Annotated in this window: 28 protein-coding genes; 19 read left to right on the forward strand and 9 right to left on the reverse strand. The window is 64.2% G+C overall.

From position 1 onward, the window contains the following. Positions 1-30: 30 nt before the first annotated feature. From PNI01S_RS23680 to trpC, 13 genes are all read left to right on the forward strand, one after another. Positions 31-1191 carry a phage tail sheath subtilisin-like domain-containing protein gene (locus PNI01S_RS23680; protein WP_084359406.1) on the forward strand — a complete coding sequence of 387 codons (1161 nt, stop codon included), beginning with the start codon at positions 31-33 and terminating at the stop codon, positions 1189-1191. Positions 1192-1203: 12 nt separating this feature from the next. Beyond that, positions 1204-1707 (forward strand): phage major tail tube protein, encoded by a 504-nt coding sequence (locus PNI01S_RS23685; protein ID WP_024763578.1) that lies wholly within the window; start codon positions 1204-1206, stop codon positions 1705-1707. Positions 1708-1718: 11 nt separating this feature from the next. Next, on the forward strand, positions 1719-2060 hold the full coding sequence (locus PNI01S_RS23690) for a phage tail assembly protein (RefSeq protein WP_024763577.1): 342 nt from the start codon (positions 1719-1721) through the stop codon (positions 2058-2060). A gap of 155 nt (positions 2061-2215) precedes the next feature. Further along, positions 2216-4171, forward strand: coding sequence for a glycine zipper domain-containing protein (locus PNI01S_RS23695; protein ID WP_084359408.1), 1956 nt, complete (start codon positions 2216-2218; stop codon positions 4169-4171). Positions 4172-4180: 9 nt separating this feature from the next. Further along, the gene (locus PNI01S_RS23700; RefSeq protein WP_084359410.1) at positions 4181-5086 is read left to right on the forward strand and encodes a phage tail protein; all 906 of its coding nucleotides are present in this window, start codon (positions 4181-4183) and stop codon (positions 5084-5086) included. Then, positions 5058-5267: a tail protein X gene (locus PNI01S_RS23705; RefSeq protein ID WP_084359435.1), complete on the forward strand. Its 210-nt coding sequence runs from the start codon at positions 5058-5060 to the stop codon at positions 5265-5267. Before PNI01S_RS23700 ends, PNI01S_RS23705 begins: the two co-directional genes overlap by 29 nt. Before the next feature lie 64 nt (positions 5268-5331). Continuing rightward, on the forward strand, positions 5332-6336 hold the full coding sequence (locus tag PNI01S_RS23710; RefSeq protein ID WP_084359412.1) for a phage late control D family protein: 1005 nt from the start codon (positions 5332-5334) through the stop codon (positions 6334-6336). Between the two features lies 1 nt (position 6337). Continuing rightward, positions 6338-6967, forward strand: a complete 630-nt coding sequence (locus PNI01S_RS23715) for a glycoside hydrolase family 19 protein (RefSeq protein WP_084359415.1) — start codon at positions 6338-6340, stop codon at positions 6965-6967. Continuing rightward, a complete protein-coding gene (locus tag PNI01S_RS23720) occupies positions 6964-7320 on the forward strand; it encodes a hypothetical protein (RefSeq protein ID WP_084359417.1) in 357 nt (118 codons plus the stop codon). Before PNI01S_RS23715 ends, PNI01S_RS23720 begins: the two co-directional genes overlap by 4 nt. Continuing rightward, positions 7317-7568, forward strand: coding sequence for a hypothetical protein (locus PNI01S_RS23725; RefSeq protein WP_084359419.1), 252 nt, complete (start codon positions 7317-7319; stop codon positions 7566-7568). Before PNI01S_RS23720 ends, PNI01S_RS23725 begins: the two co-directional genes overlap by 4 nt. A 317-nt stretch (positions 7569-7885) precedes the next feature. Next, complete coding sequence (locus PNI01S_RS23730) at positions 7886-8482, forward strand: aminodeoxychorismate/anthranilate synthase component II (protein ID WP_065085713.1); 597 nt, start codon at positions 7886-7888, stop codon at positions 8480-8482. Next, positions 8479-9528 carry an anthranilate phosphoribosyltransferase gene (trpD, locus tag PNI01S_RS23735; protein WP_084359421.1) on the forward strand — a complete coding sequence of 350 codons (1050 nt, stop codon included), beginning with the start codon at positions 8479-8481 and terminating at the stop codon, positions 9526-9528. The genes PNI01S_RS23730 and trpD overlap by 4 nt, the downstream gene beginning before the upstream one ends. Next, entirely contained in the window at positions 9525-10361 is an 837-nt protein-coding gene (gene trpC, locus PNI01S_RS23740) for an indole-3-glycerol phosphate synthase TrpC (RefSeq protein ID WP_024763567.1), read from the forward strand. Before trpD ends, trpC begins: the two co-directional genes overlap by 4 nt. A 68-nt stretch (positions 10362-10429) precedes the next feature. Here trpC and crp read toward each other — a convergent pair whose 3' ends face one another. Beyond that, entirely contained in the window at positions 10430-11077 is a 648-nt protein-coding gene (crp, locus tag PNI01S_RS23745; protein WP_024763566.1) for a cAMP-activated global transcriptional regulator CRP, read from the reverse strand. Between the two features lie 374 nt (positions 11078-11451). On the opposite strand from crp, the gene PNI01S_RS23750 reads away from it, so the two are divergent. Both PNI01S_RS23750 and speD read left to right on the forward strand, forming a co-directional pair. Then, the gene (locus PNI01S_RS23750; protein WP_084359423.1) at positions 11452-11874 is read left to right on the forward strand and encodes an OsmC family protein; all 423 of its coding nucleotides are present in this window, start codon (positions 11452-11454) and stop codon (positions 11872-11874) included. A gap of 223 nt (positions 11875-12097) precedes the next feature. Further along, entirely contained in the window at positions 12098-12892 is a 795-nt protein-coding gene (gene speD / locus PNI01S_RS23755; protein ID WP_024763565.1) for an adenosylmethionine decarboxylase, read from the forward strand. Positions 12893-13069: 177 nt separating this feature from the next. Here speD and coq7 read toward each other — a convergent pair whose 3' ends face one another. Continuing rightward, the gene (gene coq7, locus PNI01S_RS23760; RefSeq protein WP_024763564.1) at positions 13070-13717 is read right to left on the reverse strand and encodes a 2-polyprenyl-3-methyl-6-methoxy-1,4-benzoquinone monooxygenase; all 648 of its coding nucleotides are present in this window, start codon (positions 13715-13717) and stop codon (positions 13070-13072) included. Between the two features lie 102 nt (positions 13718-13819). Continuing rightward, entirely contained in the window at positions 13820-14158 is a 339-nt protein-coding gene (locus tag PNI01S_RS23765; RefSeq protein WP_024763563.1) for a histidine triad nucleotide-binding protein, read from the reverse strand. 93 nt (positions 14159-14251) lie between these two features. On the opposite strand from PNI01S_RS23765, the gene PNI01S_RS23770 reads away from it, so the two are divergent. Beyond that, entirely contained in the window at positions 14252-15733 is a 1482-nt protein-coding gene (locus PNI01S_RS23770) for an AAA family ATPase (protein ID WP_084359425.1), read from the forward strand. Between the two features lie 6 nt (positions 15734-15739). Here PNI01S_RS23770 and PNI01S_RS23775 read toward each other — a convergent pair whose 3' ends face one another. The 4 genes from PNI01S_RS23775 to hemJ all read right to left on the reverse strand — a co-directional run bounded on the left by PNI01S_RS23775 (position 15740) and on the right by hemJ (position 19200). Continuing rightward, a complete protein-coding gene (locus PNI01S_RS23775) occupies positions 15740-16528 on the reverse strand; it encodes an SDR family NAD(P)-dependent oxidoreductase (protein ID WP_084359427.1) in 789 nt (262 codons plus the stop codon). Between the two features lie 55 nt (positions 16529-16583). Beyond that, positions 16584-17681 carry a DUF805 domain-containing protein gene (locus PNI01S_RS23780; RefSeq protein ID WP_084359429.1) on the reverse strand — a complete coding sequence of 366 codons (1098 nt, stop codon included), beginning with the start codon at positions 17679-17681 and terminating at the stop codon, positions 16584-16586. Positions 17682-17786: 105 nt separating this feature from the next. Continuing rightward, complete coding sequence (locus PNI01S_RS23785; protein ID WP_024763559.1) at positions 17787-18755, reverse strand: NAD(P)H-dependent flavin oxidoreductase; 969 nt, start codon at positions 18753-18755, stop codon at positions 17787-17789. A gap of 19 nt (positions 18756-18774) precedes the next feature. Beyond that, on the reverse strand, positions 18775-19200 hold the full coding sequence (gene hemJ, locus PNI01S_RS23790) for a protoporphyrinogen oxidase HemJ (RefSeq protein ID WP_065085717.1): 426 nt from the start codon (positions 19198-19200) through the stop codon (positions 18775-18777). A gap of 259 nt (positions 19201-19459) precedes the next feature. On the opposite strand from hemJ, the gene argC reads away from it, so the two are divergent. Next, entirely contained in the window at positions 19460-20494 is a 1035-nt protein-coding gene (gene argC / locus PNI01S_RS23795; protein WP_045212607.1) for an N-acetyl-gamma-glutamyl-phosphate reductase, read from the forward strand. A 135-nt stretch (positions 20495-20629) separates the two neighbouring features. Further along, entirely contained in the window at positions 20630-20980 is a 351-nt protein-coding gene (gene erpA, locus PNI01S_RS23800) for an iron-sulfur cluster insertion protein ErpA (protein WP_024763556.1), read from the forward strand. A gap of 56 nt (positions 20981-21036) precedes the next feature. Here the strand turns inward: erpA and PNI01S_RS23805 are convergent, their stop codons facing one another. Beyond that, positions 21037-22128 (reverse strand): anhydro-N-acetylmuramic acid kinase, encoded by a 1092-nt coding sequence (locus tag PNI01S_RS23805; protein ID WP_084359431.1) that lies wholly within the window; start codon positions 22126-22128, stop codon positions 21037-21039. A 3-nt stretch (positions 22129-22131) separates the two neighbouring features. After that, entirely contained in the window at positions 22132-23577 is a 1446-nt protein-coding gene (locus tag PNI01S_RS23810) for a peptidoglycan DD-metalloendopeptidase family protein (RefSeq protein ID WP_065085719.1), read from the reverse strand. A gap of 182 nt (positions 23578-23759) precedes the next feature. Between PNI01S_RS23810 and tyrS the strand changes: the two genes are divergently transcribed. Continuing rightward, on the forward strand, positions 23760-24959 hold the full coding sequence (gene tyrS / locus PNI01S_RS23815) for a tyrosine--tRNA ligase (RefSeq protein ID WP_024763553.1): 1200 nt from the start codon (positions 23760-23762) through the stop codon (positions 24957-24959). The last annotated feature ends 435 nt before the right edge of the window (positions 24960-25394 follow it).

Below are 25394 nucleotides of genomic sequence, written 5' to 3' on the forward strand. Positions count from 1 at the left end.
GGCGGTTTTTTTATGTCTGGAGAAAACCCTATGAGCTTCTTTCACGGCGTCACCGTGACCAATGTCGACGTCGGTGCGCGCACCATTGCGCTGCCGTCGTCCTCGATCATCGGCCTGGTGGATACCTTCACCCCCGATGCCAAGCTGACTGCCCAGGCGGACATGCCCGTGCTGCTCACCAACCTGCGTGAAGCGGCCGCCGCCTTCGGTACCGCATCGGCCATCTACAAGTCCTGCACCGCCATCTTCACCCAGTCCGCCGCAGTGGTCGTGGCGGTCGGCGTGGCGAAGGTCGAGGATGCTGCGCAGCAGACTTCCTCGATCATCGGCAGCGTCACCGAAGCCGGCCAGCGTACCGGCCTGCAGGCGCTGCTCGATGGCAAGTCGCGCTTCAACGCCCAGCCGCGCCTGCTGATCGCGCCGAAACATTCCGCCACCCAGGCGGTCGGCACCGCCATGGGCGCGCTGGCCGAGAAGCTGCGCGCCATCGCCATCGTCGACGGCCCCAACACCACCGACGAGGCGGCGATCGCCTACGCCGGCGAGTTCGGCAGCAAGCGCATCTACCTGGTCGATCCGGGCGTGCAGTACTGGGACACCGCCAGCAGCGCCACCGTTGACGCACCGGCATCCGCCAACGCCGCCGCGCTGTTCGCCTGGACCGACAGCCAGTACGGCTTCTGGTCCTCGCCGTCGAACAAGGAACTGCTCGGCATCACCGGCACCGGCCGCCCCATCGAGTTCCTCGACGGCGACGAGACCTGCCGCGCCAACCTGCTCAACAACGCCAACATCACCACCATCATCCGCGACGACGGCTACCGCCTGTGGGGCAACCGCACCCTCTCCAGCGACGCCAAGTGGGCCTTCGTGACCCGCGTGCGGACCATGGACATGGTGATGGACGCGATCCTCGCCGGGCACAAGTGGGCGGTCGACCGCGGCATCACCAAGACCTACGTGAAGGACGTCACCGAGGGCCTGCAGGCCTTCATGCGCGACCTGAAGAACCAGGGCGCGGTGATCGACTTCGAGGTCTATGCCGACCCGGAACTCAACACCGCCAGCCAACTGGCCCAGGGCAAGGTGTACTGGAACATCCGCTTCACCGATGTACCGCCTGCCGAGAACCCCAACTTCCGCGTCGAGGTGACCGATCAGTGGCTCACCGAAGTCCTGGACGCAGCTTAAGGAGAACCCCAGATGATTCCGCAGATCCTCACCAACACCAACCTCTTCGTCGACGGCGTCAGCTTTGCCGGTGACGTGCCCTCCCTGACCCTGCCGACCCTCAAGGTGAAGACCCAGGAGTACCGTGCCGGAGGCATGGACGCTCCGGTCCTGCTCGACGTCGGCCTGGAGGCCATGGAGGCAAAGTTCACCACCAACGGCGCGCGCCGCGAGGCCATGAAGTTTTTCGGCCTGAGCGACCAGGGAGCATTCAACGGCACCTTCCGCGGCTCCTTCAAGACCCAGAAGGGTGGCACTGTTCCAGTGGTCGCCACCGTCCGTGGCCTGCTCAAGGAGATCAACCCGGGCGACTGGAAAGCCGGCGACCTGGCCGCCTGCACCTACAGCGTGGCGGTCACCTACTACAAGCTGGAAGTCGAGGGCCGCGAGATGTTCGAGATTGACCCGGCCAATTCGGTGCGCAAGATCGACGGCGTCGACCAGCTCGCCGCCATGCGTAACGACCTGGGCGTCTGAGGAGAGCCGTGATGCAAGACTCTGTCAAACAGCCCGCGTGGCTGAGCCTTTCCGAGGACGCGGCGGTGGTGAAGCTGTCCCGTCCGACCTCCTGCAACGGCGTCGATGTGGACGTCCTCACCCTGCGTGCGCCGACCGTGCGTGACATCCGCCTGGCCAGCAAGGTGGCCAGTGATGACGAGGAGCGCGAGCTGCAACTGTTCGCCTCGCTGGTGCAGGTCAGCCGTCAGGACCTGGAGGGGCTCAAGCTCAGCGATTACCAGCGCCTGCAACACGCCTACTTTCGCCTGGTGCGAGAGGACGACGATGAGCTTCGCGCTGATGCGCCAGCTGGCGCGGCGACTGGCGACTGAGTCGGGCTTCACGGCCGGCGAACTGGAGTGCATGACCCTCAGCGACCTGCGTTGGTGGCTGGGGGACGAGGCGGGCTAGTTCGCCCTCGCGGAGCGTCGGGTGACCGGCGCTCCCTTGTCGTTGAAGTGACGAATGTCGTCAGAGGGCGAGTGAAATGGAAATGAGTGAAAAGCCGGACGTGCTGGTGGCGGCTGTCGTCGGTCTGGGCAGCACGCTCGGCCGGGTGATAACGGACTCCGCCGTGCGCCTGGGCACCCTCGTTGGAAAACTGGATGCAAGTCTGCCCATGCGCACGCTGGTGGATGGCATCGATGCCGTTCTGGACAATCAGGATATCCGCCATCGCGCCAGTGAGCGCAACGCGGGGGAAACCAGGCTGGCGCTGCGACGGATCATCGATCTGCTGGGGCTGCGGCCGGCAGAGGTTCGCTTGCCGAAAATCACCGTCGGTGTAGCGCCAGCGGCGAGCGCACCGGCGAACGATTGGCAGCGAATGGAAACGGCGACAAAGTCGTTGTCCGAGCTGAACTCTGTCGGTGATGTCGCGCGATCTTCCTTGAGCGCGAGCCTCGCGTTTCGTGGGCGTCTGATGCAGGTTCGCGAAGCGGCAGGGCAACCCTACGACCCGGTCGCCGAGGCGGCATTGGGCAAGCGCGTTGTGATGGCGGCGGATGCTGCTGCGATGCCCCGCGAAAAGGTGCTGGACCTGGCGCAGGCGATGGCCGAGAGCAAGGTGCCGCTCCGCGATATGGACACGATGTTGCCGGTGGCGGCCAGGTTCGCCCAGGGGCAGGGCGTGTCGATGCAGACGACGGCACAGCTGATCAGCGCCCTGCAGCAGAAGGGGGGCATCAACAATGCCGCCGATCTGGAGCGTGCGTTGAGTGCAGTGGCGTGGCGTGGTCAGAAGGAAGCGCCGTCGGTCGAGCTGTTCAGCCGCGATCTGCTTGGCAGCCTGGCCTCGTTGCGGCCAGGAGACTCGCAGAAGGCTGAGGCCTTGTTGCAGACCAGGCAGTCCCTGGCTGCTGCCCCGGCCGACCTGTTGCAGCAGGGCGTCAAGCAACATCAGGAATCTCCGCTGGGGCAGTTGGAGGCCAGTGAGCAGAAGATTTCCGGCGCCATGCTGGGAATGGGTGATGCCATGCTCAGCCATCAGGGCGTCCTGGAGTTTGTCGGCGGTGGTCTGCTGGCGCTGAAGTCCCTGATCGATGCAAAGAAATTCGTCGAGGACGCCAATGATGCAATGCCCTGGAACTGGGGCAAGCGCGAGGTCCAGGATGTCTTCGTCACCAACTGGCCGGCCTGCGTGTGCGACGGTCTCCTCGAGGGCAGGCCGAAAGGCAAGGGCAAAGGCAAGGGCGGCGGAAAATCGAAAACCGGCGGCTCGGGCAGGGCGGCGCGTGGCGGTATCTTCCAGCGCGCACGGTCGACCCTGGGACGCGCCGCGGGAGCCGCCTCCGGATGGCTCGGCCGGGCGGCACAAACCGTGCGCTCTTCGCGTGTCGGCCGCGCCGCTGGTGGCATCCTGCGTCGTGGCGCAGGCCTGGCACGCCGCGTGGGTGCTTCCGGCATCGGAAGGGCGGCGGGCGGATTGGTACGGAAAGCTGGAGCGGGCTTGCGACGTTTCGGGCCGGTCAATGCCGCGTTGGCGATCGCCGATGTTGCCGCGGTCTATGCCAGTGACCAGTCGCCTGCGCAAAAGGCCGTCGGCTACGGCAAGGCCGGAGGCTCGGCCATTGGTGCGGCAGCAGGTGCTGCGCTAGGCACGCTGATTCCGATTCCCGTCGTGGGGACGCTGGTGGGCGGCGCCATCGGCGCGACCGTCGGCGAATGGATAGGTGGCAGGGTCGGCGCGCTGTTCGGTCCGTCGGACGAAGCAGCGAAAGCGCAGTCTGCCGCGCCGGCCCCGGCAGCTCCGGTCGCCGCAGCTATGGCCGCCAACGCTCCAGCCAGCTGGACCTTTTCGCCGCAGGTGAGCATCAACGTGGCGGGCAACATCGTCAATCCGCAGCAACTGCTGGATGAGCTGGTCCCGGCAATGCGCCGGCTGATCGCTGAGGCCCAGCAGGAAAGGCAGCGCAATGCGCTGTTCGACACCGTCGTCATGTAGGGAGGCCCCATGACCTATCTGGAACAGTTCAATACCGGCCTCGGGATGATTGCGGGCGCTGCCACGGCCGCCCGGCGCGACCTGGAGCAGGTCGCCGCACCGGTGGACAAGGCGATGCTGCACATTCGCAGCGGCGTCGCAGCGCTCGAAGGCCTGCCCGGCGTCACGCCCGAGGCGGCAGCCAAGCTCAAGCGCGTCACCGATGGCATCGTTCGTGCCCAGGGCAAGTTGCAGGACGGGGTGAAGAAAGCCCAGGCCGAGCAGGAAAAGCTGCAGAAGAACCTCGACAAGGCCAGGCAAGTGGCGGCCGAGGTCAACGAGCACGTGGAGAAGCTGGGAGAAGAGATCAGCAATGCCGGCCAGGCGGTGAACAAGGTGCTGGGCAAGATCGATCCGCGCCTGAAGGACATCCTGCCAAGCTCGGTGCTGGCACCCAGGCTCGACCCTTCCGCGCAGATGTGCAAGGTGCCGCAGCACCTGTTGATCATGACCCCGTTGAAGTCGACCGAGCAGACTTACTACTTCAACGTCGACACCACCGGCTTCCAGCGGCTGACCCGCACCAGCAGCTATGCCTGGAAGGACCAGGCACGGCTTGGCCGGCGCAGCGCGCAGCAGAGCGTCGGCCTGGGCCCGGAAACGCTCACGCTCAATGGCGTGGTCATGCCGCTGTTCATCCGTGCCGGCGACACCTCGCAGCGCGTCGGCTGGAACCAGCCGCGGATGCTGCGCGACATCGCCGCGCTGAGCGAGCCGGTCCATCTCGGTACCGGCCGCGGCGATGACCTGGGCAACTGGTGCCTGACCAAGATCACCGAGACGCAGGAGGCGTTGTTCGCCAATGGCGTGCCGCGTCAGCAAACCCTCGACCTGGAGTTCACCCGCTATGGCGACGACGATAGTCAGAAGCGTTGACGGCGACCTGCTGGACCGCCTCTGCTACCAGCGCTACGGGCATCTCAATGGCTGCGTGGAAGCCGTGCTGGATGCCAATCCCGGACTGGCCGACGAAGCTCAACCGTTACGGGGCGGCGTGATCATCCGCCTGCCGGAACTGCTCGTGCCGGCAGACCAGAGCGTGCGCTTGTGGGAGTGACCACCGGCATTCGCTTCAGTAACCGGGCCCCGCTCAGGCGGGGCCATTTCATTCAGGGTGGCTTATGAAACCTGCCTTCCGCATCAGCGCCGACGGCGCGGACATTACTGCGCTGATCAGCGACCGGTTGATCGAGCTGCAACTGACCGACAAGCCTGGCCTGGAGTCCGACACCTTCCAGATCACCATCGATGACCGCGATGGCGCCGTCACGCTGCCCCGGCGCGGCGCGGCGCTGGAGGTCTTCCTCGGCTACGACGGCGCCCCGCTTACGCGCATGGGCCGCTATGTGGTGGATACGCTGACCTACAGCGGCATGCCGGACAACCTGGTGATCAAGGGCAAGAGCGGGGATATGCGCGGCCAGGGCAAGGCCGCCCGCAGTGGCAGTTGGGAAGGCATGAGCCTGGCGAACGTGGTGGCGGATATAGCGGCGCGCAATGGCTGGCGCGCGGCGTGTAATGTCGAGACAGTGATCGCGCGCATCGACCAGATTCGAGAGTCGGACTTCAACTTCATCACCCGGCTGGCCCGGCAGTACGACTGCACCGCTAAGCTGGCCAACAACTGCCTGCTGGTGCAGCCGCGCCAGTCTGGCCGCAGCGCCAGTGGGCAGGCGCTGGAGATACCGGTGCTGGGACGCGGGGACGTGGGTTCGTTCCGCTTTACCCTGGATGACCGCAAGGTCGTGGCAGCGGTGAAGGTGCCCTATCGCGGCGCCGACGGCGTGCAGAAGCAGGTTCGTGTGACCAACCCGGACGCACCTTCACAAATCGCCGCGGAGCATTGCGACCGCCACCCGCAGCCGGACGAGGCAGCCGCCCGGCGCGTCGCTGCGGCACGGTTGGCCGAGTTCAATCGCAACAGCGCTGAAGTGCAGCTGGACGTGCCCGGCCGCGCCGATCTGTTCGCCGAACTGACCATTGATCTGCAGGGCTTCAAGGCTGGGCTCGACGGCCGCTACCTGATCGACTCGGTCACCCAGCATTATTCCACGGGTGGCTGGACTACCACGGTGCAGTGCAACGGCGGGGCTCAGGGGAAGGGCAAGGCTGGGGAGGGCGGCTGATATGCAAATCGACGAACGCCAGCTGCTGCTGATCCTGCCCAACGCCCGCCCTGTCGCGGGCGTTTTTCTTCCGGCACTCGACGCCGCCATGGGGGATTTCGGAATCGACACGCCGCCGCGTGTTGCTGCCTTCATCGCCCAGGTCGGCCATGAAAGTGCCCATCTGACCCGCTGCGTGGAAAGCCTGACTTACAGCGCCCAGCGTCTGGCCGCCATCTGGCCCCGGCGCTTCCGCAGCGCCGACGGCTCGCCCACGGCGCTGGCGCGAGAGGTGGCGTACCAGCCGGAGCGCATTGCCAACCTCGTCTACGCCGGGCGCAACGGAAACGGTGACGAAGCCTCTGGCGACGGCTGGCGTTTTCGTGGACGCGGCCTGCTGCAGGTGACGGGACGGAGCAACTACCGCTCGGTTGGCGAAGGGCTCGCACAGCCCTTTGTCGCCCGCCCGCAACTGCTGGCGGAGCCACGCTGGGCGTGTCGATCCGCCGCCTGGTGGTGGCAGCGCAACGGACTTGGCGAGCTGGCGGACGCCGGGCGCTTCGAGGACATTACCCGGCGCATCAATGGCGGGCTCAATGGCCTGGAGGAGCGCTTGCTGCTCTGGCGGCGTGCGCAGGAGGTGCTGGGATGAGCCGTTTCTGGCTGGCGCTGGGGATGGCCGGCTTCCTGCTGGGTGGCCTGTTCGGCGGTTGGCTGGCGTCGCGCTTCTATGGCGGGCAGTTGCAGGGCCTGCAGCTCGAGCAGGCGCGTTGCAGCGAAGCCGGCAAGGCGCTGGAATCCCGGCTGGTGCTGCAGAACGAGCAGCTCGACGTGTTGGCTGAAAGCTCCCGCCAGCGTGCGGAGGCCGCCGAGCGAGCCCTGGCCCAGGCCCGTGACCTGGCGCAAAGCCATGAAGATGCCGCAAACCGACTGTTGCTGGAGCGCAGCGAGGGCGAAGAGTGCGCGGTGGTTCGTCAACTGATCGACCGGGAACTGCTGCCATGAAAGTGCTCATGCTGATCTTCCCGCTGTTGATCGCCGGTTGCGCCGCGACTTCACCCAAGCCCGTGGAAATCCGTATTCCCATCCCGGTGCCGTGCCAGACACCGGCCATCGAAGCTCCCCAATTCGCCACCACCGCCCTGCGCCCGGCGGACGACCTGCAAACCAAGGTTCGTGCGCTGCTGGCCGAGCGTCAGCAACACCTGGCCTACGAAACCCGCCTGCGTGCTGCCCTCCAGGCGTGCCAGTGAAACGTCCTACCTTCGTCGGCAGGGGCGCCGCGCGTATTGCGCTGGCGCCCGGCCTTGGGCTACTGTTCGGCCATCGCTAGGCGAGACCGCAACCGTGATCCACCGCACCCGCATCATCACCTCCCTCCTCAAGGCATTCGCCCGTTGGCGCTGGCGCGCCTGATTCCTTCTTTCCCGGCATAGCGCCGGTCTCTTCTTACGCGTCCATTTCTCCCATCCGCTGGCATAATTGCCAGATTCGCGCAGCCTACGAGGCCGCAACGGGTGTCGACGATGGCGCGATCCGAAAGCAGTGCAATCATGAGGTTCGAGCAGACATGCTGCTGATGATCGATAACTACGATTCCTTCACCTACAACCTGGTGCAGTACTTCGCCGAGTTGAAGGCCGACATCCACGTCATTCGCAACGATGAGTTGAGCGTCGACCAGATCGCCGCGCTCAATCCCGAGCGCATCGTCCTGTCCCCCGGTCCGTGCACCCCGAACGAAGCGGGTGTTTCCCTGGAAGTGATCGAACGCTTCGCCGGCAAGCTGCCACTGCTGGGCGTGTGCCTGGGCCACCAGTCCATCGGCCAGGCCTTCGGTGGTGACGTGGTGCGGGCGCGCCAAGTCATGCACGGCAAGGTCAGTCCTGTGTTCCACAAGGACCAGGGTGTATTCGCCGGCCTGAACAATCCGCTGACCCAGACCCGCTATCACTCCCTGGTGGTCAAGCGCGAGACGCTGCCCGATTGCCTGGAGATCACCGCCTGGACGGCGCTGGATGACGGCTCGGTCGACGAGATCATGGGCCTGCGCCACAAGACGCTGAACGTCGAGGGCGTGCAGTTCCACCCTGAGTCGATCCTCTCCGAACAGGGCCACGAGATGCTGGCCAACTTCCTCAAGCAGACCGGCGGGGTGCGCGCATGAATATCAAGGAAGCCCTCAACCGCGTGGTCAACCAGTTGGACCTGTCCACCGAGGAAATGCAGGACGTCATGCGCGAGATCATGACCGGGCAGTGCACCGACGCGCAGATCGGCGCCTTCCTCATGGGCATGCGCATGAAGAGCGAGACTATCGACGAGATCGTCGGCGCCGTCGCGGTGATGCGCGAGCTGGCTGACCAGGTCGAACTGGACAGCCTCAAGCACGTTGTCGACGTGGTCGGCACCGGCGGTGACGGCGCGAACATCTTCAACGTGTCCTCGGCGGCGGCCTTCGTCGTCGCCGCGGCGGGCGGCAAAGTCGCCAAGCACGGCAACCGTGCGGTCTCCGGCAAGAGCGGCAGCGCCGACCTGCTGGAAGCGGCCGGCATCTACCTGGACCTCAAGCCAGTCCAGGTGAAGCGCTGCATCGAGACCGTCGGTGTCGGCTTCATGTTCGCCCAGGTCCACCACAAGGCCATGAAGCACGCCGCCGGCCCGCGCCGCGAGCTGGGCCTGCGTACCCTGTTCAACATGCTCGGCCCGCTGACCAACCCGGCCGGTGTGAAACACCAGGTGGTCGGCGTGTTCAGCCAGGCGCTGTGCCGTCCGTTGGCCGAAGTGCTCAAGCGCCTGGGCAGCGAGCACATCCTGGTGGTGCATTCGCGCGATGGCCTGGACGAGTTCAGCCTCGCCGCACCGACCCATGTGGCCGAACTGAAGGACGGCGTGGTCACCGAATACGAAGTGCAGCCGGAAGACTTCGGCATCAAGAGCCAGAGCCTGATCGGCCTGACCGTGGACAGCCCGCAGCAGTCGCTGGAACTGATCCGTGATGCCCTTGGCCGGCGCAAGACCGAGGCCGGGCAGAAGGCCGCCGAGCTGATCGTGCTCAACGCCGGCGCCGCGCTCTACGCGGCGGACCTGGCCACCAGCCTGCACGAAGGCATGCAATTGGCCCACGACGCCCTGCACTCGGGGCTGGCGCGGGAGAAGATGGAAGAGCTGGCGGCCTTCACCGCCGTTTACCGAGAGGAGAACGCACAGTGAGTGTGCCGACGGTTCTGCAGAAGATCCTGGCCCGCAAGGCCGAAGAAGTCGCCGACCGCCGCAGTCGTGTGAGCATCGCCGAGCTGGAGCAACTGGCGCGTGCCGCGGATGCCCCGCGTGGTTTCGCCAATGCCCTGCTGGAGCGTGCCAAGCGCCGTGAGCCGGCGGTGATCGCCGAGGTGAAGAAGGCTTCCCCGAGCAAGGGTATCCTGCGCGAGAACTTCGACCCTGCCGACATTGCCCGCAGTTACGAGGAGGGCGGCGCCGCCTGCCTCTCCGTGCTGACCGACATCGATTTCTTCCTCGGCAGCGACGCCTACCTCAAGGAAGCCCGAGCGGCCTGCACGCTGCCGGTGATCCGCAAGGACTTCCTGATCGACCCGTATCAGGTGGTGGAAGCCCGCGCCATCGGCGCCGACTGCATCCTGCTGATCGTCTCGGCGCTGGATGACGTGCGCATGGCCGAGCTGGCTTCGGTGGCCAAGGACGTCGGCCTCGACGTGCTGGTGGAAGTGCACGACGCCCCGGAACTGGAGCGCGCGCTGAAGACCCTGGACACTCCGTTGGTCGGCATCAACAACCGCAACCTGCACACATTCGAAGTCAGCCTGGAGACCACTCTGGACCTGCTGCCGGAAATCCCGCGCGAGCGCATGGTGATCACCGAAAGCGGCATCCTCAACCGCGCCGATGTGGAGCTGATGGAAGTCAGCGACGTGTTCGGCTTCCTGGTCGGCGAAGCCTTCATGCGTGCCGACGAGCCGGGCACCGAGCTCAAGCGCCTGTTCTTCCCCGAGCGCAGCAAGGTCAAGCTGGGCGCCGATCCGGACTGACAGCTCCTACAGAGTCAGGACAACAAAAAAGCCGGCGATTGCCGGCTTTTTTGCGTTCTGGGGATGCTTCAGCGGGTGCCGAAGACCACCATGGTCTTGCCTTTCACATGCACCAGGCCCTGTTCCTCCAGGCTCTTGAGCACGCGGCCGACCATCTCGCGGGAGCAGCCGACGATGCGGCCGATCTCCTGGCGGGTGATCTTGATCTGCATGCCGTCCGGGTGGGTCATGGCGTCGGGCTGCTGGCACAGGTCCAGCAGGGTGCGGGCGACGCGGCCGGTGACATCGAGGAAGGCCAGGTCGCCGACCTTGCGCGTGGTCTTGCGCAGGCGATCGGCCATTTGGCTGCCCAGGGTGAAGAGAATCTCCGGATCCTGCTGGCTCAGTTCGCGGAATTTCGCGTAGCTGATCTCGGCGACTTCGCATTCGGTCTTGGCGCGGATCCAGGCGCTGCGCTCCTGGCCGGTGCTGCCTTCCTTCTCGAAGAGCCCCATCTCCCCGAAGAAATCGCCGGTGTTGAGGTACCCGATGATCATCTCGCGGCCATCGTCGTCCTCGATCAGGACAGTGACCGACCCTTTGATGATGAAGAACAGGCTCTCGCAGCGGTCCCCGGCGTAGATGATGGTGCTCTTGGCGGTGAAGCGGCGGCGATGACAATGCGCGAGCAACTTGTCGAGGTTCTTGATTTTGGGTGTGAGGGTAATAGCTACCATGCCCGAGTCCCGGAAAGAATAAAGAGTGGCCTTTGCACAACAGGCGCTAATGATTTTTTATGACCAGCTGTAGTGCCGTGCGTCCCTGGCTCGATCCCCCTCGATCCGCAGGGCGGCAGATTGCCTTGCTGAGCATTCTTGCGCGTACGTAAATCCGCAAGAGCTTAACAGACGACGTGTTACCAACAATCGGAAAGCTGGAACATTCGTGCGGGCAATTTCCTAGAGTGTGCCAGTAAACCGGCGCCAGCTTAAGTGATAAATGCATACTCGCCGTGTGGAAATGAGACCTGGGTAACAGCCGCAGGCCCCGGTGGGCGTGCTAGAGGGCTGTGTTAAGCTAACGCCCCTTTTTTCCGGCGGAGTTCTTTGCAATGAAAGCGCGAATCCAGTGGGCGGGCGAGGCCATGTTCCTCGGTGAATCCGGCAGCGGCCACGTGGTGGTAATGGACGGCCCGCCGGACGCCGGCGGCCGCAACCTGGGTGTGCGTCCGATGGAAATGCTGTTGCTCGGCCTCGGTGGCTGCACCAACTTCGATGTGGTCAGCATCCTGAAGAAAGGCCGCCAGCCGGTGGAGAGCTGTGAGGCCTTCCTCGAAGCCGAGCGCGCCGACGAAGACCCGAAGGTGTTCACCAAGATCCACGTGCATTTCGTGGTCAAGGGCCGTGGTCTGAAGGAAGCGCAGGTCAAGCGTGCGGTCGAACTGTCGGCCGAGAAATACTGCTCCGCCTCGATCATGCTCGGCCGCGCCGGCGTGGAGATCACCCACGATTACGAAATCGTGGAACTGGACTGACAGCTTCCTTCATCCTTTCATCATCAAGGGTGCGCAAATTCTGGCAGAGGTCGCCTGACCTCTGCATAATGCGCCACCTTTTTTCAGGGCCTTCCGCCCGAAACCAGAAACCACAATCGCCATCGCGAAGAGGTGTAAACCGTCCTACGCAGGTGCGCCGTACGCATCTGACGGGCATGCTCAACCACGCGGCAGAGCCGCATTTGATGAGAGTTCTCCCACGGTGAAAAGCAAACTCAAGCTCCACGGGTTCAACAACCTGACGAAGACCTTGAGCTTCAACATCTATGACATCTGCTACGCCGAGACGCCTGAAGACCAGCAGGCCTACGTGCAGTACATCGACGAAGAGTACGATGCCGAGCGTCTCACGCAGATCCTCACCGATGTTGTCGACATCATTGGCGCAAACATCCTGAACATCGCCCGTCAGGATTACGATCCGCAAGGCGCCAGCGTAACCATCCTGATCTCCGAGCAGCCGGTCACCCCGACCGACAGCCAGATCGAGGAATCCCCGGGGCCGCTACCGGAAACCATCCTGGCGCACCTCGACAAGAGCCATATCACCGTGCACACCTATCCGGAGATTCATCCGGTGGAAGGCATCGCGACCTTCCGTGTGGATATCGATGTGTCGACCTGCGGCGTCATCTCGCCGCTCAAGGCGCTCAACTACCTCATCCACCAGTTCGACTCGGACATCGTCACCGTGGATTACCGCGTGCGCGGTTTCACCCGTGACGTGGAAGGCAGGAAGCACTTCATCGACCACGAGATCAACTCGATCCAGAACTACCTCTCCGACGACACGTACGAGGCCTATCAGATGACCGACGTGAACGTGTACCAGGAGAACCTGTTCCACACCAAGATGCTGCTCAAGGAGTTCGACCTGGACAACTACCTGTTCGGCGATGCCACGAGCAATCTCTCGCCCGAGCAGCGCAAGCAGGTGGAAGAGCGTGTTCGGCACGAGATGCTGGAGATCTTCTACGCGCGCAACATGCCGCGCTGATCGAGCTACTGCGCTGGGAGATACGGCATTGAAAGGCCGGGCTGAAATGCTCATTTGCTCAAGCAGACTCCGCTTTCATCCCGACTTTCCGCCTTGTCTCCCCTGCGCTCGTAACGCTCGATAGTAGAAACGAAAAAGGGGCGCCCAGTGGGCGCCCCTTTTTCCTTGCCGGCCGGATCAGATCCGGTAGGTGGACTTGGTCATCACCTTGGACAACAGCGTCATGCCGAACTTCACCGGCGCCGGGAAGCGCAGGCCGCCAGCCTCGATGGCGCTGGTGGCGTGGTGCTCCTCGTCCTCGCGCATCTGCTCGAGGATGGCGCGGGACTTCTGGTCCTCGGCGGGGATTTCCGCCAGGTGTTCGTCCAGATGCTTGCACACCTGGTCTTCGGTGGCGGCGACGAAGCCCAGGCTGACGCGGTCGCTGATCAGCCCGGCGGCGGCGCCGACGCCGAAGGACAGCCCGTAGAAGAGCGGGTTGAGCACACTCGGACGACTGCCCAGTTCACGGATGCGCTGCTCACACCAGGCAAGATGGTCGACCTCTTCGTCGGCCGCTTCCTCCATGGCCTTGCGTACCTTCGGCAGCTTGGCGGTCAGCGCCTGGCCCTGGTACAGCGCCTGGGCGCAGACTTCGCCGGTGTGGTTGATGCGCATCAGGCCGGCCACGTGGCGGGCATCAGTCTCGCTGAGCTCGGCGTCGGGCTGGACGATGGCAGGGGACGGGCGCCCCGGATGGCCGCTGAACGGCAGCAGGGTGCGCAGTGCAGCATCGGCCTGCAGCAGGAAGCGGTCGGCGGGAGAGTAGTGACGGTCGGCGGACATGGCGCACCTCCGAGTAGGAACATTCGCCCGGCAGTTTACCGGATGGCGGATGACAGGTCTTGCCGAGGTGCGCGCAGCTTCCTTTTATCGACGGGGCGCCGATCAACCCGGCGGCCAGTGCATCTGGCGCTGACCCAGCACATGCATGTGGATGTGGTGCACGGTCTGGCCGCCCAGGTCGTTGCAGTTCATCACCACGCGGAAGCCCTCGTCGCAACCCTGCTCCTTTGCCAGCCGCTGGGCGGTGAAAAGGATGTGCCCGGCCAACGGCTTGTCTGCCTCGGTCAGGTCATTGAGGGTGGAGACGTGCTTCTTCGGGATCACCAGGAAATGCACGGGCGCCTGCGGGCCGATGTCGTGGAAGGCGATGACCTGGTCATCCTCATAGAGCTTGCGCGCGGGAATTTCCCCGGCGACGATCTTGCAGAACAGACAGTCCACGAAATGCACCTCCAGTCATATGGGCAGGAGCAGCAGTTTAGCGGCCGTCGACCGCCGCGCCCAGTTCCGGGCCGGCCAGCGCAAGGAGCGAGCGTGCAGAACGATATCCATGACCTGGGCCTGGTGCTCGACTCCAGGGTCAAACTGATCGTGATCGAATCCTGGGACGAGCCCAGGGTCCTGGAAACCCTGACCGGCCTGGCGGTACGGCGCGGGCTCAACTTGCAATTCTGGTCGGCGACCGAAGGCTTGCAGCGCCTGGGGTTCGGCGGCGAGCCCTTGGGCGAGGACGACAGCCGTGAGGCGGAGAATGCCCTGCGGCTGATCAAGGCCGATCCGCAGCCGAACCTCTATGTGCTCTGCGATCTGCATCCCTATCTGGCGGACAACCCGCGTGCCGTGCGCCTGCTCAAGGAGATCGCCATGGCCGAGGGGAATTTCCGCCCCACGGTGGTGCTGGTTTCCCATGCACTGAAGCTGCCCGCTGAGGTCCAGCGCTTCGCGGCGCGCTTTGCCCTATCGTTGCCGTCCGAGGATGAACTGGTGGGGCTGGTCCGCGAGGAAGCGACCCGCTGGAGCGAGCGTAACCGGGGCGCGCGGGTACGTACGGACAACCGCACGCTGCGCCAGGTGGTGAAGAACCTTCGCGGACTCACTCACGGTGAGGCGCGGCTGCTGGCGCGCAGCGTGATCTGCAATGACGGGGCGATCACCCAGGAAGACCTGCCGGAGCTCAACCGCACCAAGTTCGAGCTGCTCAACCTCGATGGCGTGCTCAGCTTCGAGCACGATACCGCGCGTTTCGCTGAAGTGGGCGGGCTGGCCAGCCTCAAGCGCTGGCTGGGCGAGCGGCAGAGCGCGTTCACCGAGGGCAAGGACAAGGACCTGCCCAAGGGCGTGCTGCTGGTGGGGGTGCAGGGTGGCGGCAAGAGCCTGGCGGCCAAGGCAATCGCCGGCCTTTGGGGCCTGCCACTGCTGCGCCTGGACTTCGGCAGCCTCTACAACAAGTACTTCGGTGAGACCGAGCGTAACCTGCGCGAGGCGTTGCGCCTCGCGGACAGCATGGCGCCCTGCGTGCTCTGGGCGGATGAAATCGAAAAAGGCGTGGCTACCGGAGATCAGGATAATGGCGTCAGCCAGCGCGTTCTGGCCACGCTGTTGACCTGGATGGCCGAGCGCAAGGCGCCGGTATTCATGGTCGCCACCGCCAACGCCATCGAGCGCCTGCCGCCGGAACTGGTGCGCAAGGGGCGCTTCGACGAGCTGTTCTTCGTCGACCTGCCGGACGACGAGGTACGCCAGGATATCTTCCGCATCCATCTGCAGCGTCGTGAATTGGACGCCGCCCAGTTCGAACTGGGCGAGCTGGCCGCTGCCACCGAGGGGTTCTCCGGTGCGGAGATCGAGCAGGCAGTCGTCGGCGCGTTCTATGCCGCGCAGGCTCGGCAGAGGTCCGTGGACCAGGCGTTGCTGCTGGAGGAAATCCGCCGCACAGCGCCGCTGTCGGTGGTGATGGCCGAGGAGTTGGCAGCCCTGCGCGCGTGGGCCGATGGCCGCACGGTGCGCGCGGACTGAACCTGGCTAGCCGGCCAGGGCCAGGCGATTGACTCGGCCGGCCAGCTTGCGCAGGGCCCAGCGCGGCAGCAGGCGCACCGCGCAGGCGAAGAGTCGGTTGCGCCAGCCGGGGATGATGATCGCCGGTGCGCGGCGCAGTGCCTTTACCGCGAGGAAGGCGACTTCCTCGGGCGACATGATCCGCTTGCCATTGTCGAGCTTGCCCAGGCGCATGTCGGCGTTGCGGTAGAACGCCGTGCGGGTTGGGCCTGGGCAGAGCACGGAAACCTTGATGCCACGGCTTTTGAGCTCCTCGCGCAACCCCTCGGAGAAGTGCAGCACGAACGCCTTGCTGGCGTAGTAGCTGCTCATCCAGGGGCCGGGCAGGAGGCTCGCCATGGAGGCGACGTTGAGAATCCGCCCGCCGCCGCTGCGCTCCATCATCGCTCCGATGCCGTGGCACAGGCGCGCCAGGGCCAGCACATTGAGCTCCAGCAGCTCCTGCTCGCGGGACCAGTCCTGGTCGATGAAGGTGCCGGAGGTGCCGACACCGGCGTTGTTCACCAGCAGTTCGATCTGCCGCCCGCTCTGTTCCAACTCGTGGAGCAGTCCGGATATCTGCAGCGGTTCGGAGAGGTCGCAGACGCGGAATAGCACCTCCACCCCGAAACGCTGGGACAGTTCGCAGGCGATGCTGTCCAGCGCGTCGCGCTTGCGCGCCACCAGGATCAGCGCCTGGCCGCGACGTGCGAGGGCTTCGGCCAGGGCCAGGCCGATACCGCTGGAGGCGCCGGTGATGAGGGCAAAACGAGGCATTCAGGAGTCTCTGTGGCGGGGTGGCGTTCGACCACGCCCGCCACGGGTTGTTGCATTACTGATCCGAGTCGCCGCCTTCGGTGTCGCCACTGCTGAAGTCGCCGTCGGAGGGCTCCGCGGCGGCTGCCGGGTCGGCAGCTTCGTCGCCCTGCTGGGACTGCGCCTGCGCAGCCTGGGCGCGCTCGATATAGCTTTGGTAGGCCGGGATCGCGATGGCGGCGAGGATACCGCCAAACACCGGGAACAGCAGCCAGGAGAAGGCCAGGACCTTGACGCCGGTGCTGTTGGGCGGCGGCGGCGGACCGAAGCGGTTGGCGGACTGCTCGCCGGGCATGAACAGCAGCAGCAGGCTGAGGACCACGTTGACGAAGGGCACCAGCAGCGCGAGCCAGAGCCAGCCGGACCAGCCCAAGTCATGCAGGCGCTGCACGCCGATCGGCACGCTGAAGACCATGGCGGCAATGACCACCGCGGCAATGGCGGCTACGCCCAGGGGCAGCGAAACGGCCATCAGCAGGCTGGCGACCAGGTAGGCGCCGAAAACGATGAAGGACAGTGCCGCTGACCAGCCAAGGTAGCGCACGCGGCCGATCCGGCCGGACAGGCTACGGACTTTCAGCTCGCCGAATTCTGGCGGGTCGTCGCCAACCTGTGCCTGGGGCGGCGCATAGGGCGATGTTGCGGTGTTCGGAGTGGGGGGCGCCGCGGTGGGGGCCGGGTTGGCTGCGAGCTCAGCCTGGCGCGCCAGGTATTTCTCGATGACGATGCCGCAGGCACTGCACTCGATGGCGCTGGCTTGCTCATGCCCGCACTTGGGGCAGGTCATCCGCTCGTTGCTGGCCGCTTCACCGGCCGCGCGGGCGGCCAGGGTCGCTTCGCTGGGGTGGTCATCGGTTTCCACCAGGCTGAGGCCCGCGACGCCTTCGGCTTCCTTGCGGGCGTTGGCACCGGCGCCATGGAGCGCGCGCAAGTACTTGTCGGCCTCGTCGCCGGACAGGTCGCGCTTGAGCACGACCGGCTGGCCGCTGAACAGCGCTTCGATCTTCGCGGCATCGCTCTTGAACAGGCGGGCGAGGTTTTCCTTGGCGGTCTCCAGTGGCGTCTGGGGCATCAGCGCGCCGTCGAACACGATCTTGAAGCGGGATTGGTCCATAGGGGCATCCTTGTCTTCTGGCTATGTTGGAATCGCTACAGCGTAATCGGGCCGCCGAAGGCCAACAAGCGGCCTCGGCGGATATCTCGTGAGCGGCGCCGCAGCTCAGACCAGCAGTTGGTTGGACAGGCCGGCGCTGCGGGTCAGGGCCTGGCGGTATTCATGGTCCAGGCGCGCGATCAGCTCGCCCACGGCCGGCAGGTCGCGGATATCGCCGACGCCCTGGCCGGCGGACCACACGGTCTTCCAGGCCTTGGCCTCGTCGCTCACCGGCTTGAGTTTCTCGCCGTAGTTGAGCGCGCCCTTGTCATTCAGCCGCTGCATGTCGAAGCCGGCAGCCTCCAGACTCTGGCGCATGAAGCTGGCCGGTACGCCGGAAACGGCAGGGGTGTGGATGATATCGGCGGCGCGGGCGTCGAGCAGCATGTGCTTGTAGGCCTCCGAGGCCGCGCTTTCGCGGGTGGCGATGAAGCGGGTGCCGAGGTAGGCGAGGTCGGCGCCCAGCACCTGGGCGGCAAGGATCTCGTGGCCATGATTGATGCAGCCGGCCAGCAGCAGGGTCTTGTCGAAGAATTGGCGGATCTCCGCGACCAGCGCGAAGGGGCTCCAGGTACCGGCATGGCCGCCGGCACCGGCGGCCACCGCGATCAAGCCGTCGACCCCAGCTTCCGCCGCCTTCTCGGCGTGGCGACGGGTGGTGACGTCATGGAACACCAGGCCGCCATAGCTGTGCACGGCGTCGACCACCTCGCGCACCGCGCCCAGGCTGGTGATCACGATGGGCACCTTGTGCTCGACGCACAGTTTCAGGTCGGCCTGCAGCCGCGGATTGGTGTTGTGGACGATCAGGTTGACCGCATAGGGCGCTGCCTGCGGGTCGGCTGCCAGCCCGGCTTCGATCTCTTCCAGCCAGGCCTTGAAACCGCTGCTCTCGCGCTGGTTCAGTGCGGGGAAACTGCCGACGATGCCGCTCTTGCAGCACGCCAGCACCAGTTGCGGGGTGGAGACCAGGAACATCGGTGCCGCCACCAGGGGAATGCGCAGGCGGCGGTCGAGCAGGGCGGGCAGGGACATGACAGTCTCCTTGTCGGGGTCAGAAGGGTTTGACGACCACCAGGATCACGATGGCGATCAGGAACAGTACCGGCACTTCGTTGAACCAGCGGTAGAACACATGGCTGCGCCCGTTCTCGCCGCGCGCGAAGCGCTTGAGCATGGCGCCGCAGGCGTGGTGGTAGCCGATCAGCAGTACCACCAGCGTGAGCTTGGCGTGCATCCAGCCCTGGGTCAGCCAGGCGGGGTTGAGATAGAGCATCCAGGCACCGAGGACGATGGTGAGGATCATCGACGGGCCCATGATGCCGCGGTACAGCTTGCGCTCCATGACGCAGAAGCGTTCGCGGCTGGCGGCGTCCTCGCTCATGGCGTGGTAGACGAACAGGCGCGGGAGATAGAAGAGGCCGGCGAACCAGCAGACTACGGCAATGATGTGAAAGGCTTTCAACCACAGGTAAAGCATCGGGACGTCCTCGGATCACGGTTGAGCCGATAGTAGTGGCGCCGTGCAATGCCGTCACCCCTGTGGCGCCTGCAGTGTGGGAAAGTTCGTTCGACTGCGGTAATCGGTATCGCCAGGCGCCGATCAGGCCCCTGATCGGAAAGCGGAAACTCTTGCGCCGCGTACCCTCAATTCAGGCGGATTCGCTCTGTTCAGCGGGGGCGGTGGCTCATATCATGACTGCCCCTGAATTTGGCCCCATAGGTGGAGTGACAGGCAGATGATCAAGGTCGGTATCGTAGGCGGTACGGGTTATACGGGCGTGGAACTGCTGCGCCTGCTGGCACAGCATCCCCAGGCGCGCGTCGAGGTGATCACCTCGCGCTCCGAGGAGGGCGTGAAAGTCGCCGACATGTACCCGAACCTGCGAGGCCACTACGACGGCCTGGCCTTCAGCGTGCCGGACGTGAAACGTCTGGGCGAGTGCGACGTGGTGTTCTTCGCTACTCCCCATGGCGTGGCCCACGCGCTGGCCGGCGAACTGCTGGCCACCGGTACCCGGGTGATCGACCTGTCCGCGGACTTCCGCCTGCAGGACGCCGAGGAGTGGGCCAAGTGGTACGGCCAGCCGCACGGCGCGCCGGAGCTGCTGCCCGAGGCCGTCTACGGCTTGCCGGAAGTGAATCGTGAGGCCATCAAGTCCGCACGCCTGATCGCCGTTCCCGGCTGCTACCCTACTGCCACTCAACTCGGCTTCATTCCGCTGCTGGAGAACGGCCTGGCCGACGCCAGCCAGCTGATCGCCGACTGCAAGTCCGGTGTCAGCGGCGCCGGTCGTGGCGCCAAGGTCGGCTCGCTGTTCTGCGAGGCCGGCGAAAGCATGATGGCGTACTCGGTGAAAGGTCACCGGCACTTGCCGGAAATCAGCCAGGGCCTGCGTCGCGCGGCCAAGGGCGATGTCGGCCTGACCTTCGTGCCGCACCTGACCCCGATGATCCGCGGCATCCATGCGACGCTTTACGCACGCGTCGCTGACCGTGGTGTCGATCTGCAGAAGCTCTATGAAGAGCGTTACGCCAATGAGCCGTTCGTCGACGTGATGCCCGCCGGCAGCCATCCGGAAACCCGCAGCGTGCGTGGCGCCAACGTCTGCCGCATCGCGGTGCACCGTCCCCAGGGCGGCGACCTGGTGGTGATCCTGTCGGTCATCGACAACCTGGTGAAGGGCGCGTCCGGCCAGGCGATCCAGAACATGAACATCCTCTTCGGTCTGGACGAGCACCTGGGCCTGTCCAACGTCGCGCTGCTGCCGTAAGGAAAGATTGCCCTGGAAGGCGGTCGATTGATCTGGACCAATGGATGAGTCGGATTAGTTGACCGTTTTTCTGGGGTAAGCGGATAATAGTCCGCAATGTTGTAACGTACGGCTTCGGCCGGGAGAGTTGTCACCATGACCATCGAAACCTTCACCCCCACTCCGCTGATGTTCTCGCAAGGCGCTGCGAACAAGGTGAAGAACCTGATCGACGAAGAAGGCAATCCGCGCCTCAAGCTGCGGGTTTTCGTCACGGGCGGTGGCTGTTCGGGCTTCCAGTACGGGTTCACCTTCGATGAAGACACCGCGGAGGACGACACCATCGTCGAGCGCGACGGCGTCAACCTCGTGGTCGATCCGATGAGCTTCCAGTATCTCGCCGGTGCGGAAGTGGACTACCAGGAAGGTCTCGAAGGTTCGCGGTTCGTCATCAAGAACCCGAACGCAGCGACCACCTGCGGCTGCGGTCAGTCCTTCTCGATCTGATGCCGTAAAAGCGAAAACGCCGCGCCGATGCGCGGCGTTTTTGTTTGTGGATGGGTTCAGGCGGGGTAGAGCGCGCCTAGGATTCGAGGACCTTGTGCGGCCGTGACTTCCGGGCAGTTGCCAGGCTCACGCTCCAGGAAGCGGTGGGCCAGCCAGGCGAACGCCATGGCCTCCATCCACTCTGGCGGCACGCCGCGGTCGATGCTGCTGATCACGCTGGCGCCGGGCATATGGGCGGCCAGACGCTGCATCAACGTGACGTTGAAGGCGCCCCCGCCGCAAACCACTACTTCCTCGCAGCCGGGCTGCGCTTCCAGCAGCGCTGTGGCGATGCTTTGCGCGGTCAGCTCCAGCAGGGTCGCCTGCACATCTTCGTCCTTGACCGGGTCGTGCTTGGCCAGGACCGCGTTCAGCCAATTCAGGTTGAAGCGTTCGCGTCCGGTGCTCTTCGGGCCTTTCGCGGCAAAGAACTCATCGGACAGCATCTTCTGCAGTAGCGCCTGATCGATGCTGCCGCTGGCAGCCCAGGCGCCGTCCCGGTCATAGGTTTCGCCGCGCTGCTCCTGAATCCAGGCATCCAGCAGCACGTTGCCGGGGCCGCAGTCGAATCCGCGAACCGGTTCGCCGGGGCTCAGCAGCGAAACGTTGCTGAAGCCGCCCACGTTTAGGATGGCGCACTCGCGGCCATCGCTGCCGAACAGCGCGCGGTGGAAAGCGGGCACCAGCGGTGCGCCCTGGCCGCCGGCGGCGACGTCACGACGACGGAAGTCGGCCACCACATCGATGCCGCTCAGCTCGGCGAGCAGCGCCGGGTTGCCGATCTGCACGGTGAAGCCCAGGTGCGGTTCATGGCGAATGGTCTGGCCGTGGCTGCCAATCGCGCGAACGGCGCTTGCGGCCAGATTCTCGCGAGCCAAGAGGTCGTTGATGCCTTGTGCGGCGAGACGCACCCAGCGGTTTTCCGCGAGAGCGCTGCGGGCGATTTCGTCAGGGCCGGGAGAGCAGAGTGCCAGGAGATCGGCACGCAGCGCCGCAGGCATGGGAAGGTAGTGGGAGGCGAGCAGAGTGGTCTGCGCGCCTTGCTCGATCAGGGCGATGTCCAGTCCATCGAGACTGGTCCCGGACATTACCCCCAGATAGAGCGGCATCGATCAGCGCTTGTTCAGGGCCAGGAAGGTTGCCTTCTCCTGGTCCATGCGCGCGATCAGCGGTTGCGCCTGAGCCATGAAGCGCTTGCGCTCCGGACCGGTCAGCGGGTCGGCGGTCGGCAGCTTGGCACTCAGCGGATCGACGTGCTGGCCGTTGACCTGGAACTCGTAATGCAGGTGCGGGCCGGTGGCCAGCCCGGTCATGCCGACGTAACCGATAATCTGGCCCTGCTTCACTGCCACGCCGGAGCGGATGCCCTTGGCGAAGCGGCTCATGTGGCCGTAAACGGTGCGATAGCGCTGGCCGTGCTGGATCACCACGGCGTTACCGTAGCCACCCTTGCGGCCGGCTTCGAGGATCTTGCCGTCGCCGGTCGCCTTGATCGGGGTGCCGATCGGCGCTGCGTAGTCCACGCCCTTGTGTGCTCGAATCTTGTTCAGGATGGGATGGAAGCGCCCAATAGAGAAGCGCGAACTGATACGGGCGAAGTCCACCGGGGTGCGGATGAACGCCTTGCGCATGCTGCTGCCATCCGCGCGCAGGTAGCTGGTGTTGCCCTGCTTGTTGGTGTAGCGCACCGCGGTGTATTCCTTGCCGCGGTTGACGAAGCGCACCGCGAGGATACTGCCGGTGCCGACCTGCTTGCCCTTCACCTGCTGGGATTCGTAGATCACGTCGAACTCGTCACCCTGGCGAATATCCTGGGCGAAGTCGATGTCGTAGCCCAGGACGTTGGCCATCGACATGATCAGGTCGTGAGACAGCCCGGCGTTGCGGCCTGCGACGAACAGCGAGCTGTCGATGCGGCCGTGGGCATAGTTGGCGTGGACTGAAGGTTTGACCAGGTCGCGCTTGAAGTCATAGCCCTTGGCAGACTTCGCCAGGCTGATGGTCTCCAGATCGCTGCGCTTGACCTTGAGGCCCTGCAACTCGCCCTTGGAATCGATAAGGAAGTCCACGTCCTGGCCGACATCAAGACGGGTGAACTGCTTGGCGTCCTTGTTGGCGGCAAGCATGTCGTGCACGGCGTTCGCCGGCAGGCCGGCCTTCGCGAACACGTTGGAAAGAGTGTCGCCCTTGCCCACGGTCACGCTTTTCCACGCAGGTTCTGCGGAAGCGGAGGGGGAGGGTTGCTGGTTCGAATCGGCGAGATCGTTCTTCTTTTCTGCGTCTTTTCCGGCGCTGTTCTGGTTGTCGGGCTGCCCTTCTATCTGCGCGAAAGGGGAGGAGCTGCCGTCTTCCGTGACCGGAGCGGGTCGAAGGTCGTCTTTTTCCTGGAGAATCTGCTCGGTGCCGTTTTCCAGCTCGAGATTGAGCGTGGTCTTCTTCGCCTCGACCTCGGCCGAGGGGAACACCAGCAGAGCCAGGCTGAGGAGCGCTGCTACACCGCTTGCGGCCAGCAGATGGCTCTTCGGGTAGTACGGCGCTTTCTGATCGGATTGCGTCATGGCGTGAGTGGTGTTTTTGGAATGTGAAATAACTGCCTAAAATATAACCAAATTCCCTCTGAAGCAACCCTGATGTCGGGCTTCTGACGTCCTGTCCTCTGGCGCTGGGCAAAACTTGTTTTTAGTGCCTGTTCTTGTATCGTTGGTTCCCTTTCGCAATTCGCAACGTACAGGAAACTGCAATGAAGTCGGTCGAAGAGCAGCTGGCGCTGATCAAGCGCGGAGCAGACGAAATTCTCGTGGAGGCCGAGCTGATCGAAAAGCTCAAGCGCGGCCAGCCCCTGCGTATCAAGGCCGGCTTCGACCCGACCGCTCCTGACCTGCACCTGGGGCATACCGTCCTTATTAATAAGCTGCGCCAATTCCAGGAGCTGGGCCATCAGGTGATCTTCCTGATCGGCGACTTCACTGGGATGATCGGTGACCCGAGCGGTAAGAGTGTTACCCGTCCACCCCTCACTCGCGAGCAGGTTCTCGACAACGCCGAGACGTACAAAGCCCAGGTCTTCAAGATTCTCGACCCCGCGAAGACCGAGGTGGCGTTCAATTCCACCTGGATGGACCAGCTTTCCCCCGCTGATTTCATTCGTCTGGCTTCCCAGTACACCGTTGCTCGTATGCTGGAACGCGATGACTTTAGCAAACGCTATGCCAGCAACCAGTCCATCGCCATTCACGAGTTCCTTTACCCGCTGGTTCAGGGCTACGACTCGGTAGCGCTGCGGGCGGACGTCGAGCTCGGCGGCACCGATCAGAAATTCAACCTGCTGATGGGGCGCGAGCTCCAGCGTGCCTATGAGCAGGAGCCGCAGTGCATCCTGACCATGCCGCTGCTTGAAGGTCTGGATGGCGTGAAGAAGATGTCCAAGTCCCTGGGCAACTACATCGGTATCCAGGAAGCGCCGGGTGTCATGTACAGCAAGCTGGTCTCCATTCCTGACACCTTGATGTGGCGTTACTTCGAGCTGCTCAGCTTCCGCTCCATGGAGGAGATCGATGGTTTCCGCAAGGATGTAGAGGCTGGCGCCAACCCGCGTGACATCAAGATCAAGCTGGCCGAAGAGATCGTCGCTCGCTTCCATGGCGAAGAAGCTGCTGCTTCGGCGCACAAGTCCGCTGGTAACCGTCTTAAGGAAGGCGAGTTGCCGGAAGATCTGCCGGAAGTGGAAGTGGCGGCGGCAGAAGACCTGCCCATCGGTGCCGTCCTTAATAAGGCAGGGCTGGTGAAGAACTCTGCAGTCGCTCGCGACCTGCTGTCTTCTGGTGGCGTGCGTGTGGATGGCGACGTGGTGGATCGCAGCTTTGTCTTCAAAGTCGGCGCTACTCACGTGCTGCAGGCCGGCAAGAAGGCCTTCGCTCGTGTTTCCCTGGTCGCTGAGTGAAGAAAGTTTAAATTAGTCGTTGACGACCAATTTAAACTCCCTATAATGCGCACCACTCCCAGCGACGAAGCGCTGAAAGAACTTGAAAATCAAGTACTTACAGAGATTAGAGGTTGGGGGTGGCGATCAGGCAGGTGATTCACTTGCCGCTCTTCATTAGCTGCTCCGGCAGCGAGCTGAAAAGAAGGTCGCCGAGGTGCTTGACAGCGAGTTTGATCGCTGTAGAATGCGCCTCCCGCTGATGAGAGGTTTGGCTTCTCGGAAGCCCAAGCGATTGAGTAGAAAAGAAATTTTCGAAAAATAAAGCTTGACGAAAGATGAGGTTAGCGTAGAATGCGCGCCTCGGTTGAGACGAAAGTCTTAACCAACTGCTCTTTAACAAGTTGAATCAAGCAATTCGTGTGGGTGCTTGTGATGTAAGACTGATGATCGACA

This window comes from Pseudomonas nitroreducens NBRC 12694 (assembly GCF_002091755.1).
Classification (GTDB): domain Bacteria; phylum Pseudomonadota; class Gammaproteobacteria; order Pseudomonadales; family Pseudomonadaceae; genus Pseudomonas; species Pseudomonas nitroreducens.

Excerpts from the sequence above, each read along its gene's own strand:
- PNI01S_RS23775 (WP_084359427.1), bottom strand. The coding sequence starts at position 16,528 with ATGCCTCGTTTTGCCCTCATCACCGGCGCCTCCAGCGGTATCGGCCTG.
- trpD (WP_084359421.1), top strand. The coding sequence starts at position 8,479 with ATGAATATCAAGGAAGCCCTCAACCGCGTGGTCAACCAGTTGGACCTG.
- erpA (WP_024763556.1), top strand. The coding sequence starts at position 20,630 with ATGACCATCGAAACCTTCACCCCCACTCCGCTGATGTTCTCGCAAGGC.
- PNI01S_RS23700 (WP_084359410.1), top strand. The coding sequence starts at position 4,181 with ATGACCTATCTGGAACAGTTCAATACCGGCCTCGGGATGATTGCGGGC.
- PNI01S_RS23750 (WP_084359423.1), top strand. The coding sequence starts at position 11,452 with ATGAAAGCGCGAATCCAGTGGGCGGGCGAGGCCATGTTCCTCGGTGAA.
- PNI01S_RS23730 (WP_065085713.1), top strand. The coding sequence starts at position 7,886 with ATGCTGCTGATGATCGATAACTACGATTCCTTCACCTACAACCTGGTG.
- PNI01S_RS23685 (WP_024763578.1), top strand. The coding sequence starts at position 1,204 with ATGATTCCGCAGATCCTCACCAACACCAACCTCTTCGTCGACGGCGTC.
- PNI01S_RS23780 (WP_084359429.1), bottom strand. The coding sequence starts at position 17,681 with ATGGACCAATCCCGCTTCAAGATCGTGTTCGACGGCGCGCTGATGCCC.
- tyrS (WP_024763553.1), top strand. The coding sequence starts at position 23,760 with ATGAAGTCGGTCGAAGAGCAGCTGGCGCTGATCAAGCGCGGAGCAGAC.
- PNI01S_RS23690 (WP_024763577.1), top strand. The coding sequence starts at position 1,719 with ATGCAAGACTCTGTCAAACAGCCCGCGTGGCTGAGCCTTTCCGAGGAC.
- PNI01S_RS23805 (WP_084359431.1), bottom strand. The coding sequence starts at position 22,128 with ATGCCGCTCTATCTGGGGGTAATGTCCGGGACCAGTCTCGATGGACTG.
- PNI01S_RS23720 (WP_084359417.1), top strand. The coding sequence starts at position 6,964 with ATGAGCCGTTTCTGGCTGGCGCTGGGGATGGCCGGCTTCCTGCTGGGT.
- PNI01S_RS23810 (WP_065085719.1), bottom strand. The coding sequence starts at position 23,577 with ATGACGCAATCCGATCAGAAAGCGCCGTACTACCCGAAGAGCCATCTG.
- PNI01S_RS23785 (WP_024763559.1), bottom strand. The coding sequence starts at position 18,755 with ATGTCCCTGCCCGCCCTGCTCGACCGCCGCCTGCGCATTCCCCTGGTG.
- PNI01S_RS23725 (WP_084359419.1), top strand. The coding sequence starts at position 7,317 with ATGAAAGTGCTCATGCTGATCTTCCCGCTGTTGATCGCCGGTTGCGCC.
- PNI01S_RS23710 (WP_084359412.1), top strand. The coding sequence starts at position 5,332 with ATGAAACCTGCCTTCCGCATCAGCGCCGACGGCGCGGACATTACTGCG.
- PNI01S_RS23715 (WP_084359415.1), top strand. The coding sequence starts at position 6,338 with ATGCAAATCGACGAACGCCAGCTGCTGCTGATCCTGCCCAACGCCCGC.
- PNI01S_RS23680 (WP_084359406.1), top strand. The coding sequence starts at position 31 with ATGAGCTTCTTTCACGGCGTCACCGTGACCAATGTCGACGTCGGTGCG.
- argC (WP_045212607.1), top strand. The coding sequence starts at position 19,460 with ATGATCAAGGTCGGTATCGTAGGCGGTACGGGTTATACGGGCGTGGAA.
- coq7 (WP_024763564.1), bottom strand. The coding sequence starts at position 13,717 with ATGTCCGCCGACCGTCACTACTCTCCCGCCGACCGCTTCCTGCTGCAG.
- PNI01S_RS23695 (WP_084359408.1), top strand. The coding sequence starts at position 2,216 with ATGGAAATGAGTGAAAAGCCGGACGTGCTGGTGGCGGCTGTCGTCGGT.
- PNI01S_RS23705 (WP_084359435.1), top strand. The coding sequence starts at position 5,058 with ATGGCGACGACGATAGTCAGAAGCGTTGACGGCGACCTGCTGGACCGC.
- crp (WP_024763566.1), bottom strand. The coding sequence starts at position 11,077 with ATGGTAGCTATTACCCTCACACCCAAAATCAAGAACCTCGACAAGTTG.
- hemJ (WP_065085717.1), bottom strand. The coding sequence starts at position 19,200 with ATGCTTTACCTGTGGTTGAAAGCCTTTCACATCATTGCCGTAGTCTGC.